This is a genomic window from Vibrio sp. MM46 (assembly GCF_027587135.1).
Taxonomy (GTDB): Bacteria; Pseudomonadota; Gammaproteobacteria; order Enterobacterales; family Vibrionaceae; genus Vibrio; species Vibrio harveyi.
The window spans coordinates 1-14,585 of the sequence record NZ_JAPPTO010000035.1 but is presented as its reverse complement, the minus strand read 5'-3'; the positions used below and the strand labels follow the sequence as shown (position 1 = coordinate 14,585).

10 protein-coding genes are annotated in these 14,585 nt (G+C 43.8%); 2 read left to right on the top strand and 8 right to left on the bottom strand.

What is annotated here, in order from left to right; translation table 11 throughout:
• Positions 1–114: 114 nt before the first annotated feature.
• Together OH459_RS25385 and aspA are read right to left on the bottom strand one after the other, a co-directional pair.
• Positions 115–1,422: an anaerobic C4-dicarboxylate transporter gene (locus OH459_RS25385; protein WP_005448277.1), complete on the bottom strand. Its 1,308-nt coding sequence runs from the start codon at positions 1,420–1,422 to the stop codon at positions 115–117.
• A gap of 178 nt (positions 1,423–1,600) precedes the next feature.
• The gene (gene aspA, locus OH459_RS25380; RefSeq protein WP_269989372.1) at positions 1,601–3,052 is read right to left on the bottom strand and encodes an aspartate ammonia-lyase; all 1,452 of its coding nucleotides are present in this window, start codon (positions 3,050–3,052) and stop codon (positions 1,601–1,603) included.
• A gap of 424 nt (positions 3,053–3,476) precedes the next feature.
• Here aspA and OH459_RS25375 point away from each other — a divergent pair, with 424 nt between their 5' ends.
• On the top strand, positions 3,477–3,995 hold the full coding sequence (locus tag OH459_RS25375; RefSeq protein WP_045485586.1) for an FxsA family protein: 519 nt from the start codon (positions 3,477–3,479) through the stop codon (positions 3,993–3,995).
• A gap of 70 nt (positions 3,996–4,065) precedes the next feature.
• Here the strand turns inward: OH459_RS25375 and OH459_RS25370 are convergent, their stop codons facing one another.
• Entirely contained in the window at positions 4,066–4,512 is a 447-nt protein-coding gene (locus tag OH459_RS25370) for a tRNA (cytidine(34)-2'-O)-methyltransferase (RefSeq protein WP_269989367.1), read from the bottom strand.
• 174 nt (positions 4,513–4,686) lie between these two features.
• Here OH459_RS25370 and OH459_RS25365 point away from each other — a divergent pair, with 174 nt between their 5' ends.
• On the top strand, positions 4,687–5,151 hold the full coding sequence (locus OH459_RS25365) for a tRNA (cytidine(34)-2'-O)-methyltransferase (protein WP_258476951.1): 465 nt from the start codon (positions 4,687–4,689) through the stop codon (positions 5,149–5,151).
• A gap of 456 nt (positions 5,152–5,607) precedes the next feature.
• Here the strand turns inward: OH459_RS25365 and OH459_RS25360 are convergent, their stop codons facing one another.
• The 5 genes from OH459_RS25360 to OH459_RS25340 all read right to left on the bottom strand — a co-directional run bounded on the left by OH459_RS25360 (position 5,608) and on the right by OH459_RS25340 (position 14,189).
• Positions 5,608–8,790 (bottom strand): type I restriction endonuclease subunit R, EcoR124 family, encoded by a 3,183-nt coding sequence (locus OH459_RS25360; RefSeq protein WP_258476952.1) that lies wholly within the window; start codon positions 8,788–8,790, stop codon positions 5,608–5,610.
• Positions 8,791–8,802: 12 nt separating this feature from the next.
• Complete coding sequence (locus tag OH459_RS25355) at positions 8,803–10,068, bottom strand: restriction endonuclease subunit S (protein WP_258476954.1); 1,266 nt, start codon at positions 10,066–10,068, stop codon at positions 8,803–8,805.
• A gap of 1 nt (position 10,069) precedes the next feature.
• On the bottom strand, positions 10,070–12,658 hold the full coding sequence (locus OH459_RS25350; protein WP_269989363.1) for a type I restriction-modification system subunit M: 2,589 nt from the start codon (positions 12,656–12,658) through the stop codon (positions 10,070–10,072).
• An 88-nt stretch (positions 12,659–12,746) separates the two neighbouring features.
• Positions 12,747–12,917: a methylation-associated defense system helix-turn-helix domain-containing protein MAD1 gene (gene mads1 / locus OH459_RS25345; protein WP_258476957.1), complete on the bottom strand. Its 171-nt coding sequence runs from the start codon at positions 12,915–12,917 to the stop codon at positions 12,747–12,749.
• Positions 12,918–13,289: 372 nt separating this feature from the next.
• Positions 13,290–14,189 (bottom strand): hypothetical protein, encoded by a 900-nt coding sequence (locus OH459_RS25340; RefSeq protein WP_269989362.1) that lies wholly within the window; start codon positions 14,187–14,189, stop codon positions 13,290–13,292.
• Positions 14,190–14,585 lie beyond the last annotated feature (396 nt).

The following is a 14,585-nucleotide window of genomic DNA, read 5'->3' as shown; positions in this document are numbered from 1 at the left end:
AGACCTGCTGACTAGCCAATAAGTTTCATGGAAGTGAAGATTTGTTAAGCGCTCTCCAATGCGACAGGCAATAAAAAAGGGAGCCGAAGCTCCCCGAGTAAGACTCTGTTTCTACTAGATCAGCAGACCACCGAATGCGAAGCCAAGTGCTACCGCAGAAGCGATGGTTACCACACCAGGTACAAAGAATGGGTGGTTGAATACGTATTTACCGATACGAGTTGAACCCGTGTCGTCCATCTCAACTGCCGCAAGCAGCGTTGGATAGGTTGGTAGTACGAATAATGCACTTACTGCTGCGAAAGACGCAACTGCGGTAAGTGGTGCCACACCGATTGCTAGTGCTGCTGGCATAAGCGCAACGGTAGTTGCACCTTGCGAGTAAAGCAGCATTGAAGCAAAGAATAGAACAAGTGCTAGCATCCATGGGTAGTCTGCTAGTAGCGCACCAGCCACTTCTTTGATGCCGTCAACGTGCGCGTTAACGAACGTAGAACCTAGCCATGCTACGCCAAGAACACACACACACGCTGTCATACCAGAGCGGAATGTTGCTGCTGCTGGGATTTTGCCTGCGTCGATTTTACAGCTCATTACGATAGCTGCCGCAGCTGCAAGCATTACCGTCATGATAGCTTCGTTACGACCTAGAGCAGGGTTCTCGATAAGGCCAACAGAGCCAGAGATTGCTGCTGCGTAACACACTACGAATGCGATAGCACCTAGGAAGATAAATGTCGCTTTCTTCGCTGTTGGCAGGATTTCGCGCTTAGATTCAGTGTTTAGCTTAATCAGACCTTTCTCTAGACGGTCTTGGTATTCAGGATCGTCTTTAAGTTCGCTACCCATGAAGTTCGCAACGAATGCACCGATCATACAAGCGATGAACGTTGTTGGGATACAGATCGCTAGTAGCGTCAAGTAGTCAACGCCGAATGGGTGAAGCATTGCTGCGAACGCTACAACTGCCGCTGAGATTGGCGATGCTGTGATAGCGATTTGCGATGCAACTACCGCGATAGACAGTGGACGAGAAGGGCGAACGCCTTGACCTTTTGCTACTTCTGCAATTACAGGTAGAGTAGAGAAAGCGGTATGACCTGTACCCGCCATCAGTGTCATTAGGAATGTCACGATAGGCGCGTAAAAAGTGATGCGTTCGGGATGTTTACGCAAAAAGTCTTCTGCAACTTGAACCATCCAGTCCAAACCACCCGCCACTTGCATTGCTGCGATAGCGGTAATTACAGACATGATGATCAGGATTACGTCGACAGGGATGTAAGCTTGGCTTGTCGGTACGCCTAGGATTAAAGACAATGCAATTACCCCAGCACCACCGGCAAAACCAATGCCGATACCACCGATTCTTGCCCCCAAATAGATGAAGAGCAGAACCACGAAGAGTTCGACCATTACCATATTGATACCTCTTTTAGTTTTTTAATGATTCTGATTTTTTGAGCACTCAGGAACAGGAGTAAGTGTTCAGAAAATCAGAACCTGATCGGCTTACGGCAATAAAAAGCGCATAAAAAATGTGGTTAACCGTATCAGAGCCTAAAAAAGGGCCCCGTTAGGGACCCCTTTACATATACGATTACTCGTAGCGTTTCGCTTTATAAGTCGGATGCATGAAGTTTTCAACCGATAAGATGTCATCTAGCTCTTCTGCAGTTAATAAACCGCGTTCTAGAACCACATCACGTACGCTCTTACCTGTTTCAGCACAGATCTTACCCACAATATCGCCCTCGTGGTGACCGATGTATGGGTTTAGGTAAGTTACGATACCGATAGAGTTGTAAACGTAGTTCTCACAAACTTCTTTGTTCACAGTGATGCTATCGATACATTTGTCACGTAGGTTCACACACGCGTTGTGTAGTAGAGAGATAGACTCGAACACGCTTTGTGCGATAACTGGTTCCATTACGTTAAGCTGTAGCTGGCCACCTTCTGCTGCGAAAGAAACCGTGTTGTCGTTACCTAGAACTTTGAAGCAAACTTGGTTTACTACTTCTGGGATAACTGGGTTTACTTTAGCTGGCATGATTGAAGAGCCTGCTTGCATTTCTGGTAGGTTCAGTTCGTTAAGACCTGCACGTGGACCAGAAGAAAGTAGACGAAGGTCGTTACAGATCTTCGATAGTTTCACTGCTAGACGTTTCAGCGCACCGTGCGTCATCACGTAGGCACCACAGTCAGAGGTTGCTTCGATTAGGTCTTCTGCTGCAACCACTTCAACGCCAGTGACTTCCGCTAGGTGTTTCACTGCTAGTGCTTGGTAACCAGTTGGTGCGTTTAGACCAGTACCGATTGCCGTTGCCCCTAGGTTGATTTCTAGTAGTAGTTTGGATGTGTAATCTAGGGCACGAATTTCTTCGTTTAGTGTTACTGCCCATGCGTGGAACTCTTGACCTACAGTCATAGGAACCGCGTCTTGAAGCTGAGTACGACCCATCTTCAACACATCTTTGAATTCTTGTGCTTTAAGCTCGAATGCGCCTTTTAGGTATTCGATCGCTTCCATCAACTGATGAACACTGTTGTAAACCGCGATACGGAAGCCCGTTGGGTACGCACAGTTTGTTGATTGGCTCTTGTTAACGTGATCGTTCGGGTTGATGAACTCATATTGGCCTTTTTCCTTGCCCATCAGTTCAAGTGCAACGTTCGCGATAACTTCGTTTGTGTTCATGTTAACTGACGTGCCTGCGCCACCTTGGAATACGTCTGAAGGGAACTGATCCATGCACTTACCTGTTTCAAGGATCAAATCACACGCTTCTAGAATGTAGTTAGCAACGTCTTTTGGAATCGCACCTAGCTCTTTGTTTGCTAGTGCAGCGGCTTTCTTAGTCATTACCATGCCACGTACAAATTCAGGTACGTCAGAGATGGTAGTGCTTGAAATGTTGAAGTTTTCGATAGCGCGAAGTGTGTGGATGCCGTAGTAAGCATCGGCAGGGACATGACGTTGGCCTAATAGATCTTCTTCAATACGAGTGGCTTGGTTTGCTGTCTTTGGAGCATCAGATAGTGTAGCCATAACAGGATCCTTAGATAATAATTCTGATATTTAAGTTATTTATTAGCCATTTCTGCAATCAAGAATCCATTCATCAGAGTTTTTGGCTGGAAAAACCGTCCTGACTTATGTGGCACATCATACTGCACCTAGCGCATAAAAATAGTAAGTGGATCACCTTTTTCGCTTTTAATGCGTCAATAATTTGCAAAGTATGAACGGGATATTAATAACCCTTTATGGGTAGATGTTTTTCCTCGACAAACATGGATTTTAAGAGTCCGAAAATAGCACTTTTCAACGATCAATTTTTGTATATGCACCTTTGTTCAAAGGGCGTTTTTTGCACAATGCATTCTCCCCAGGGTGAACACGCTTTTTTACAACGATTCGTTTGAGCTTAGTAGGCTTTTGCCATTACACTGAATTCAACAAAGGAGGGCATGTGTTTCCTATCTTATTATTGGCGTTTATTTTCGTCCCGATCATCGAAATCGGCCTATTTATTCAGGTGGGAGGCTTCTTAGGTCTCTGGCCTACGATTGCTTTGGTGTTGATTACTGCATTTGTTGGTGCGTCTTTGGTACGTAGCCAAGGCATCCAGACGCTAATGTCGGTGCAAGGTCGCTTAGAGCAAGGTGAGCTTCCAGCTCAACAGATTTTTGAAGGTGTGATGCTGGCGGTTGCCGGTGTGCTGTTGTTAACCCCAGGTTTCATGACCGACGCATTGGGTATGTTGGTATTATTGCCAGCCCCACGAGCGGCGATTGCGAAATACTTAATGAGCAAGATGGTGGTGAAGACGGTAAATGGTGGCGGCTTTCAAGGTGGCTTCTCAAGCCAAGGTCCATTTGAGCAAGACCCATTCCGTCGTGACCCATTTGATTCTCAATCGGATAACGGCAACACCTTCGAAGGTGAATACGAGCGTAAAGACGACAATGATCGTAACAAGCTCAACTGATTCAATCGGTAAGTAAAAAAAGCAAAAGGGCGCATTCAGCGCCCTTTTTAGTATCTGTCATTTGCTGTGCTTACAACGCGCCTTCAAAGCCCATCTGGCGCCACGCTTCAAACGCAATGATAGCTACGGCATTAGATAGGTTTAGGCTGCGTGCGTCCGGCATCATTGGAATACGGATACGTTGCTCCATTGGCAGGCTATCGATCACGTCTGCTGGCAGACCACGCGTTTCCGGACCAAACATCAAAACATCGCCTTCTTGGTATTTTGCATCGACGTGATGACCTGTGGTCTTGGTCGTACATGCAAACAGGCGGTAGTTGCCTTGTTTCTCTTTCTCTAAGTATTCCAAGAATGCTTGATAATTTTTATGACGCGTCACGCGAGCCAAATCGTGGTAATCCAAACCTGCGCGGCGGACTTTCTTCTCTTCTAGATCGAAACCCAGTGGCTCAATCAGGTGCAGATTCGCACCACAGTTAGCACACAGGCGAATAATGTCAATAGTTATAAGCACCAAAAAAACGGGTGATTTTTTACACGTGAGTGAGTGAATGTGCTATTTCATTACGTTTCAATAAGCCTAGTCTACTAGTGAGTGTGTAAAAAACTGATGTAAAAAAATTTGTGAAATAATCACTAAATCTCGGTATATTTTAGAGACATCATTACCAAAACAAATCTTAGCAAAATGTTCCATATCGCACTGTTCACACCCAAGATTGCAGCAAACGCAGGCAACATCATTAGATTGGCATCTAATAATGGTTGTCATTTACACCTCATAGAGCCGCTGGGTTTTGATTTAGAGGAAAAAAAATTGCGTCGTGCGGCATTAGACTATCGAGATCTTGCAAGAGTAACTGTTCACTCAGACTACGATTCATTTCTTTCTGCTATGGGGGAGCGTAGGATTTTTGCTTTAACCACAAAGGGATCACGACCTCATGATGAGCCGAGTTACCAAGAAGGTGATGTTCTTTTATTTGGTGCCGAGACCTCAGGCCTTCCAGATGATGTACGCAATGCCATTCCAGAAGAGCAGCGCATACGTATCCCAATGCTACCCGATGCAAGAAGTATGAACCTCTCTAATTCTGTTGCAGTTGTTACCTATGAAGCTTGGCGCCAACTAGGTTTTGCTGGCGGTAGTTGATAGTTGTAAAGCATTAAACAAATAGAATCTTTGTATATTAGCCCATGCGTGGGCTTATCAATGTGTGATTGAGGGTGCCCTTGGCAGTCCCAGTACGTCTTTGGACAATTGTTCGTTAGAATAGAGGCTCAAAATAATGAAATCACAAGAAGGCATCATTTCATAAAAAAAATCAACCAATAAGCATAAAAAATCAACCGCTATTGAAAGGTGAATATTTTTCAATAAAACCGAACACTTTGATGCTTACTATAGAACAGATCAGGTAACTACAAAGAGCAAAGCAGCAGTTTGTAATTGAGGTGCTGGATGCTGTGATCCAGCAAGGTATTCATAAAATGCCCGCGAGCGCAGGAATTAACGAGTTCTTCACTTATCTATAACATAGAGTGTATTTTGTGGGCAGTCTTCAATACAATCAGCTACGAAAACCTCAGTGATATCTAGACTCAATGGCTATTGAGCATCAAAGTTAGCTGGCTCATCCACATTAAACACTTCCGACTGTTCAAAGATAAACGCTCTTAGGTGCTTATCGATGAGCATATTCATTTTAAATGGTGGAATCGTTCTTCCTTCCAACTGCTCAAAGAACGCTTTCGCTTTATCTCTGTTTACAGTGGATTTTAGAGTATCAAAACGCCCAAAACGATTAAGATTTTCTTCGTTGATTACCCCATTGGTGAGTTGCAACAATAAGTCTTTGTCTAACCCTAGCGCATTCACAATACCATCGATGCGGGCACGCTCTGCTTGGTTTTGATAGCGATTAATGTAATCTCTAAAGCTATTGCCTTCACTAAGGCGAGCGTCACCGCGCTGCAAGTCATTCAAAAACAACTTGGCATATCGTTGCTCTTCTTGTGTGAGGGATGAGAACGACTGATGCAGCTCATTAAGCGTCCTCTCTGTCTCCTCTGCGCTAACACCACTGCTCAAAACTCGTAAATAACGCTCGAATCGACTATTCATGTAGTCCGAATCGATTCGACCCGTATCAATTTCAGTCAAATAGCCCACGATATCGAATGGAATATCTGATTTTGAGCCGCTGGGATCGCGCTCACTTTGGCTTGCCAGTTCTCGGTACCGTAGAGCCAAACCAAGATACACTTGCTCACCACACTCTAGTGAATCATCTGTCCAATCTAGACCTTGAATTTTCGCGGCTTCAAGGTGTTTGTTGAAATCGCGATAAAGTGCTGCAAATTTCGCGCAGGCTTCGTCATCTTCTGGCAGATGCTCAAAATCTTGCACGCCCGCATTGTTAAATACGGTTTGGATTTCAGCAAAGATTTCATTCATCGCCTCAATGTTGCTGTCTAACTTGTCCGCGAACAGGCCTAAAGGCTTATCTCCAGAATAGAGCTTCACTGCCTCATCAATATGGCGTTCCATCGTGTCTGGGTAGCGATAATAACGAATAGTGCCATGCGGCTTATCTGGTCCAAACAAACGGTTGGTGCGTGAGAAAGCTTGGATGATGTTCTGGTATTTGATCACCTTGTCTAAATAGAGCGTATTCACCCATTTAGAGTCAAAACCCGTCAACATCTGGTCAACCACTATCATCAAATCAAGCTGCTTCTCTGGCTCTTTATGGATGCCTTCATACGGCTTTTTGTGCGACATCCGCGCCGCCATATCTTGCTTGAACTTGGCGTGGCGGCCGAAGTCGAAGTCTTGACCAAACTTCGCGTTGTAATCCGCCATGATCTCTTCAAGGCCGTCCGCCTTAAAGGTTGGACCGCGTTCTGCGCAGCCATCCACACTATTTTCCCCTTCATTGTTGATGTTAGGGTCAAACAGCGCCGACACTTTGAGCTCAGGTTTGTCGGCTTTAAATCGACGATAGTAATCGATCGCTTCTGCAATACTGCTGGTTGCTAAAATGGCATGAAATTTATTCGCTTGGCTTAATACTTCCCACTGCTCAATGATATCTGCGACAACTTGCTCTTGATGCGTATCCGTTTCATATTGAGTTTTCGGTACGTAGTCTTCAATGCCTTTTTCATAACTACCATCAGGCAACCGTACCCCAGCCAACGGCACATCGTTCATAAAGTGGTTAAATTTTTTCTTCTTTTTGGGATCTGCCATTGCCTCAGCCACTGTTTGCGCTTTTGCCTGCTGCAAAGCGACCGCTTGCCTGAGTTCCCGCTCTTTGAAGGTGCGTATTTTGTATGGGTCAAAACCCAACACATTTTTATCGCGGATACCATCGGCAAGGCTATAGCGGTGCAGCTCATCGCCAAAAATATCGGGGGTGGTTGTACCCTTTATCTCATTTTCACCTTGAATCGGTGTACCGGTGAAGCCAAAAAACAGCGCCTTAGGGAAAGTACTCTTGATGACGGTGAGCATGTTACCAAACGTTGAACGGTGTGCCTCATCAACAATAAATACGATTCGCTTCTCTCGGATGAGATCAATATCAGCTGAGTTGGTAGCAGTGCCTTGATCGTCAACCGCTTCAAAGATGTTGCTCATTTTTTGAATAGAGCTAACAATCAATGTCTCTTTGGGGTCTGAGCTTTTTAGCTTAGTGACCAATACATCGGTGTTTTCTGTGGCTTGCACCTCTTCTCTGTCATCTGCAAAGTTGCGGTACTCTTTGAGCGACTGCGAACCAAGCTCGATGCGATCCATCAAGAACACCACTTTGTCGGCATCACGAGATTGGGCAATTAACTGAGCAGACTTAAAGCTGGTCATGGTTTTGCCCGAGCCCGTGGTATGCCAAACATAACCACCAAGCCGATCAGCATTCGAAGTAATCTGCCGCCATTTGGTTTTCGCAACCTTATCTGAGATAGCATTAGCGGCGTAGTATTGATAACTACGCATCACTTTGAGTACCCCATCGGTATTATCTGCAACAGTGTAAAAGCCGATCAACTGATGTGCCATCGGAATCGAAAGCAGTTTCGATGCCACCTCTTTCCAGTGATTGACCGGATCATTGTTCACATTGCCCCAGTTAAATTGGTAATCAGGGTTGAACTTGCCATCGGCACCTGGATTGGTGAAATACTTCGACTCTTCTGGCTGCATGGCTACAAACACTTGCACCAGTGAAAACAAGCCGCTAAAGATCCCCTCCTTGGAATACTTCTCAATTTGGTTCACCGCTTGGCTAACTGGAATGCCACTGCGTTTTAACTCAATGTGGAACACAGGCATACCGTTGATCAGCAACATAATGTCACCACGGCGATCATTACGCAGTGGGCTGCCACGCTCAAACTTAGGTTGCTGCACGATTTGATAACGACTTTGCCCTGCTGCTATCTCTTGTCTGTCGTAGATCTTTAAGCTGACTTCTTTGCCCAAATGTTCTGGATCATTCTCGTTGTCGCGCTTAATCGCAACGGTTTTACCGTTAATAAACCCATTGAGTTTAAACGGGGTTTTAAGCTCTTTGATTTGCTCAATGATCTGTTGCATCTCACCGCTGGTGAGCGGCACATCGTTGAGACGATCACGCTGGCGGTTGTTCTCAAATAAAATGTTTGCCCAGTTTTGTAGCAAGTCGGCTTCGGTTTTGTTTTTAAGAACCTCGCGTTCCCAACCTTTATCAATTAGTACCTCGATAAAGGCTTGTTCAAAATCCGCTTCTCTTTTAAAAATGGTCATCGGCTATCCTTGTTACACGAACATTTTATCTAAGCATGCCTGCTTGATATTTTTAAGTTTGGTGATTTGTTGGTTGTGCTGGTTGATAAGGCTATCTAGCTTTTGGAAATAACTGCCTATTTGTCTTTTTTCATCATTCGTTGGAAACCTAAAGCTCATACTCTTAAAAGCACTGTTTGTAATCTGGTTAATTGTCGCACCTAGATTTTTCTCAACTTCTGCTTTAAACATATTTGTATCCAATAAAGCATTTATAAATTCAGGTTGCGCACTTCTAATACCAGTCATAAAGGCACCAATAACCGTATTCTCCATATCTGAAGTGACAAGTGCATGCTTGCCAATTAATGATCTAGAGCCATTACGGACAACAACTACAATGTCTCCTTTTATTACATTGCTACAATTAACCACTTCAGGGTCAACATATACGTTGTCTGCTTGAACGAGCTGTCCATTTTTCACATTAGATGATCGAATAACTAGAACCCCAGCCTTTTGGACATCGTTAGGTGAGTAAGTTAAGCCACTAAACATTTCAATTTCTTCACTGAAGTTTTTGACCGTCCATTCCCCACTAAACCCATCAAAACGAATTTCCGGCACACTTTCACCTACCTTTGGAAACATCTTTTCCAACATTGCTTTTTTCAGGTTACTGAGCTTATCGTGCTTTTGTTGGTGTTGGTTTATTAGGCTGTCAAGTTTTCGGAAGTAATTGCCGATATCCCCCTGTTCTAGGCTATCGCTTGGATACTTTACATCTACTTTACTTATTGATTTTTTAGAAATAGAAAGAACTTTGGTACCTTGCATTAAAGGCAGTAGCTGATGATGAAATGAGCCTGAATTTAGGTAATACCCCAAGTAATTAGTAGCAAAGAACTGATTTGGTCTAGTGGCGATAGTGTGCAGGCCAGAGAAGACCGTTTCTTCACCGACATTAGTTACTTCAATACACTTACCGACACTTTCATCTTCTGCTGCATCTGCAAATAAGACATCTCCATCTTGCAACTTAGTGGCAGACATTTTAGAGACTAGCTCATCTGAGCTGATATATGGAATATCAGTCCCTTGCGCATCTATCACGTCACCAAGCTTAACCAAAATATCCCCATAGTGAATATTTCTTGCCTTGCCACCTTCATAATTAAGCTCTGCTCTAGAAAGAGTATTGCTAGACAAAAAAGAAAACGACTCAGAGAAAGGTACTACATCCCATTCACCGCTAAAGCCATCAAAGCGAATGTCAGGTACGTTTTTAGTCATACTCATGTTACTCGCCCTTCAGCAACTTAGTCAGTTCCGCTAAGCCCTGCATATCAAACTCATTGCCTGTTAATTTACCCATCATCTCTGCGAGCTCATTTTCTGAAGTTTGAATCTCACTCGCCACTTGGGAATAGGTCACGGCGTACTTGTCGGCAAGGCACTGCACTTTATTGGTTAAGCGGTTAACCACAGCACCTGGCATAGCGGTCAGCTCATTCCATAGTGGTGTTACCCACTTGAGTGCTAGGAGATAATTCACTTCGCTATCAGTTAGCTCTTCAATTGTTTTTTTGGTTTTTAGGTGCAGTGCGGTTTCCGCTTCTTTGTAGGATTTCTTGAGTTTTTTCTCTTCTTCAATCAGCGCGGCAACCTTGATGATTTTCGCTTCATAGCTCTCTTCATCAAATGAACCGTTTGTTTTCGCTTCTTTCGCTAATGCCTTGGCTTCTTTGCTGACTTGCGCGTTGGCAAAACCATCACCCGACTCTTTTACGGTTTCCGCTTCTTTTTCCTCATCAGAGAGTGACTCTAAAATCTCCTCAAACAGTGAGGAGATCTCTGCTAAGCGAGCCTCTTGTTTGGCTAAGGCCAGCAGTTCATTGTTTAAGTGCGTTTTTTGTACCAAATCAAACGGCAAAATGTGGCCCTTCCAGCCGTCTTGCACCTCGGTCTCTTTGCCTTTGACTTTCTTGATGATCATATTCGGGTCAACCTGCGTCGTTGCCTTAAACCCTTCGGTTTGCATCATTTCAAGGTCGGCACTAATAATCTGCCACTGATCACTAAGCAGCTGGTAAGCCTGATATTTATCCACCAAAGTAATCGGCTGTATACGCGCAAACAGTTCAACGCTCAATTGCGCTTGTTGTCGGTTGCGGTTTACGCTTTCCCACCCCTCAATTAAGGTGGTTTTTAGGTAGTCATCAAAGCCATCAAATGCTTGGTTATATGCGTCAATAAACGCAAGCAGTTGTGGATGCTGTGCAATGGTGGTTTGCACTTGGCTCTTCTCAACCGCTAACTCACTGTAATCGGATGATTTCGCGCTAAACAGCGCATCATGAAGCTCTGCCAAGGCATCCCAGTACTCTTTTAGGGCGGCTATTTCACGATTTGGAATACCGCCTAACATGGTCGCGTGAAGATCCCACGTTTCCGCAGCGGGTGATGAGTCCACATAGCGCGGAATATTGAGATTGTACTCATTTTCTTGAATGGTTTTCTTGCTCACCACTTTCGAGAACTTGTCATTATCTTGGCGATGAATCACAGCATCGGTGATGCGCTTGATATCTGAGTCTTGCAGCTTGTTGTTTTTGCCTTCTTTCACATAGTGTTTTGAGGCATCCACAATCAATACGTCATTGTTTTCACGCTTCTGCTTGAGCACTAAAATTACAGTTGGGATACCCGTACCAAAGAAGATGTTGGCTGGTAAGCCGATGATGGCATCAATGTGGTTGTTCTCGATCAGTTGTTTACGGATCTCGCCCTCTTCACCCCCACGGAAAAGGACACCGTGTGGCAGTACAATGGTCATAATGCCATCGGGTTTTAGGTGGTATAAGTCATGCAACAGAAACGCAAAGTCGGCTTTAGTTTTTGGTGCTAGGCCAAAGCGTGCGTAACGCGGATCGTTTTCTTTGTTTTCTGGGTCCCACTTTTGTGAATACGGCGGGTTAGAGACCACTGCATCCACATACAGAGGTTGGTAAGACTCTTGTGGATTGCTTTCATCAAAGTATGGCCAGTCATCTTCTAGCGTATCACCGTTACGGGTGGTGATGTTATCTGGCAAAATACCACGCATGATCAGATTCATACGAGTTAAGTTGTAGGTGCTTTGCTTGAGCTCTTGAGCGTAATACTTGATGTCATCTTTGCTCTTAGCGTATTTGGCCACTGAGCTACCAATGTTAATCAACAATGAGCCCGAACCACTGGTTGGATCGTAAATCTCAATCTCATCTTTATGTTTGAGCTCATGCGCGGTGATTTCAGACATCAATAGCGAGACTTCATGCGGCGTATAGAACTCGCCCGCTTTTTTGCCCGCATTGGCGGCAAACTTTTCAATCAGATATTCATAGATGTAACCCAGCACATCATAGCCAAGATTACCCGTCATCGGGATGGCTTTAATGAGGTGAAGTAAGTCGCTGATTGCTTTGGTTCGCTTACCAGAGGTTTCCCCCAGTTTGCTCAGCCCCGTTTCTAACGTGGTGAATATACCTTCAAACAGTTTTTTGTGTTTTTTGTTGATCAAACGGTTAAAGGCTGACAGTGCATCGCGAACATTAGACTCATCAAACTCTGTGCTTGAATCCACCCAAGTCGAGAATAGGTTGTCATAAGCAATGAAGTACCCTTTCTCTCTTCGAATATAATCTACTGTTTCTGTGTCATCTTCGACCAATGCTTTGATGTCATCCTGTGTCATCCCTTGCTCGATAAGGAAGCTTACTTGGGTATCGCTCAGATATTTGTAGAAAATGAAGCCTAAGATGTAGTCTTTGTATTCATTGGCTTCGATTTTTGAACGCATCTGGTTTGCTGATTCCCAGATTTTTGCTGCTAGTTGTTGTTTATTCATGTTCTGCTCAATTCATTTCTACTGTTGGGCGACTTTGAAAAGATAGTCGCCCATTGAAGTAATTCGGTATTTTTGAGATTAGTCAGTCTTAGCTTTTTTGTTCTTCTATCCACGCTTCAAGGTCTTCACGTTTGAAGCGCCAAGAGCCGCCAACTTTGAAACCAGGAAGCTTTCCTTCACTCGCTAATCTATATGCTGTTTTTTCGGCCAACTTTAGGTAAGCAGCCACCTCTTTCAAGGTTAAAATTTGGTCTACCATTCAGAGTGTTATCTCATGTTGGTTTTATTCATCAAAATTAATGGTGAGAGAATATGAGAAAATTGAGGAATGGACAATGATATAGGTAGCGCATTGTGCACGGCTTCTAATTAGTTGGTTACATAGCAACCTCTCTAGTAAACAAGCTCTATTTAAGTTAGTCCCCAAATTAAGTGAATTGCATGAACATTCATTTATTCATACTCTAAATTGAGAGGGGGATATTCAAATAGAGCATTTGCTCTAACCAGTTTTGGGGCACATATGTTTTAGAGTGGATGTTCTATGGCGCTTTTGTCCCGGAACGAGCCCGAAACTTGGTAGGTATTAATGAAAAAAGGAGGATAATATCCTCCTTCGTTCTAAACAATTTTAAATCACCACCAAGTTATCTATTACGCGCCCAAATAACCACTTATGATGGTGTTCATTAAAATCAGTGATGAACTGCCCTTGATTAACACTAATTAAGCGCTGAGCGTTGCTCTCTTCAACACTTTCTTTTATGAAATCACCATAAGCTTTCATATTGTACTTGCCGACAATGGAGTGGTAAGCCAAATGAATTGTACGCTCGTCACAAAAGGTCAAGTAAGCCTTTCGTCCACGACGACAAACAAAGATCCACTTCTTAAAGCTACGCCCGACATATCCAGCGATAACCTCATCATCAGAACGAAGATTGTGAACGAAATCAATTGAGCTGAGAGCTTGAGCCTCGTTGATTGAGATTTGCGTCAACTCAGCTATTTTGTCCCACTCCTTTGCTTTATAAATAGACTTAGAGTAAGTTTTATAAGCTTCATTATTCACCGACGTAAACTCATGCCAATGAGGGAGCAGTGACTTAACACCCTTCGCCTTAATCACAGTTACAGTTAAGAGCGGGGGTTGTTGAAAAACCTGCGTATATAGACGTTTCGTGCAGTAAAACAGGCGATCGCCAAAACCCAAGTAAACAAGCGTTCGGATCATCGAGAGAACTTCGCTTTCTCTCGGAGAACGATTGATCGACATCGAGTGTTTATCAAACAACTCTATATGCCCATCACTGTATTCAATGAGGTAAGCCAGTTCTTGCTCTTGTGGCGAACCCTCAGGGTTGGCATGAACAGCAATTGTAAAGGCTTGGACATGAGAGTCGTTATCAAAGTTTGCCTTGATAGAGCGTACGATCTCAGTTTGATTTGTACTAGTAGAACCGTATGATTCATGGCGCACGATAGTACAATTGGCGCGAGGTAGCACTTCCTCTGGAGCTAGAATAGTCATTTAGTATTTCCTCTTAAGTTCCCTACAGAACCTCAAAAAAATTGTGTATTGGCAAAACCCTGAGATACTCAAAACTTCGCCTAGTGCGCGATGACACCGCCATCGCTCACTAATTAGACTATTGGTTTATTTCATATTCTGCAATACTCATTTATAGAAAACTCATTGCATTTATCGTACTATTATCCCTAAGCGACTTACCAATCCAATTAAAATTTCATTCTCACTGTATAACTATTACCAAAGTGACATTAGCTGTATTTGGATAAATTGCGACTGATTGAAGTCGCAAATTTGTTAGGTTAAACCAATAATGGGGCGGTGACAGTTGTTGCTAATTTTGCAACAACTGAAGTTTTTCACCTCTCAGGCAACTATTGCACATTTTGCAACAGC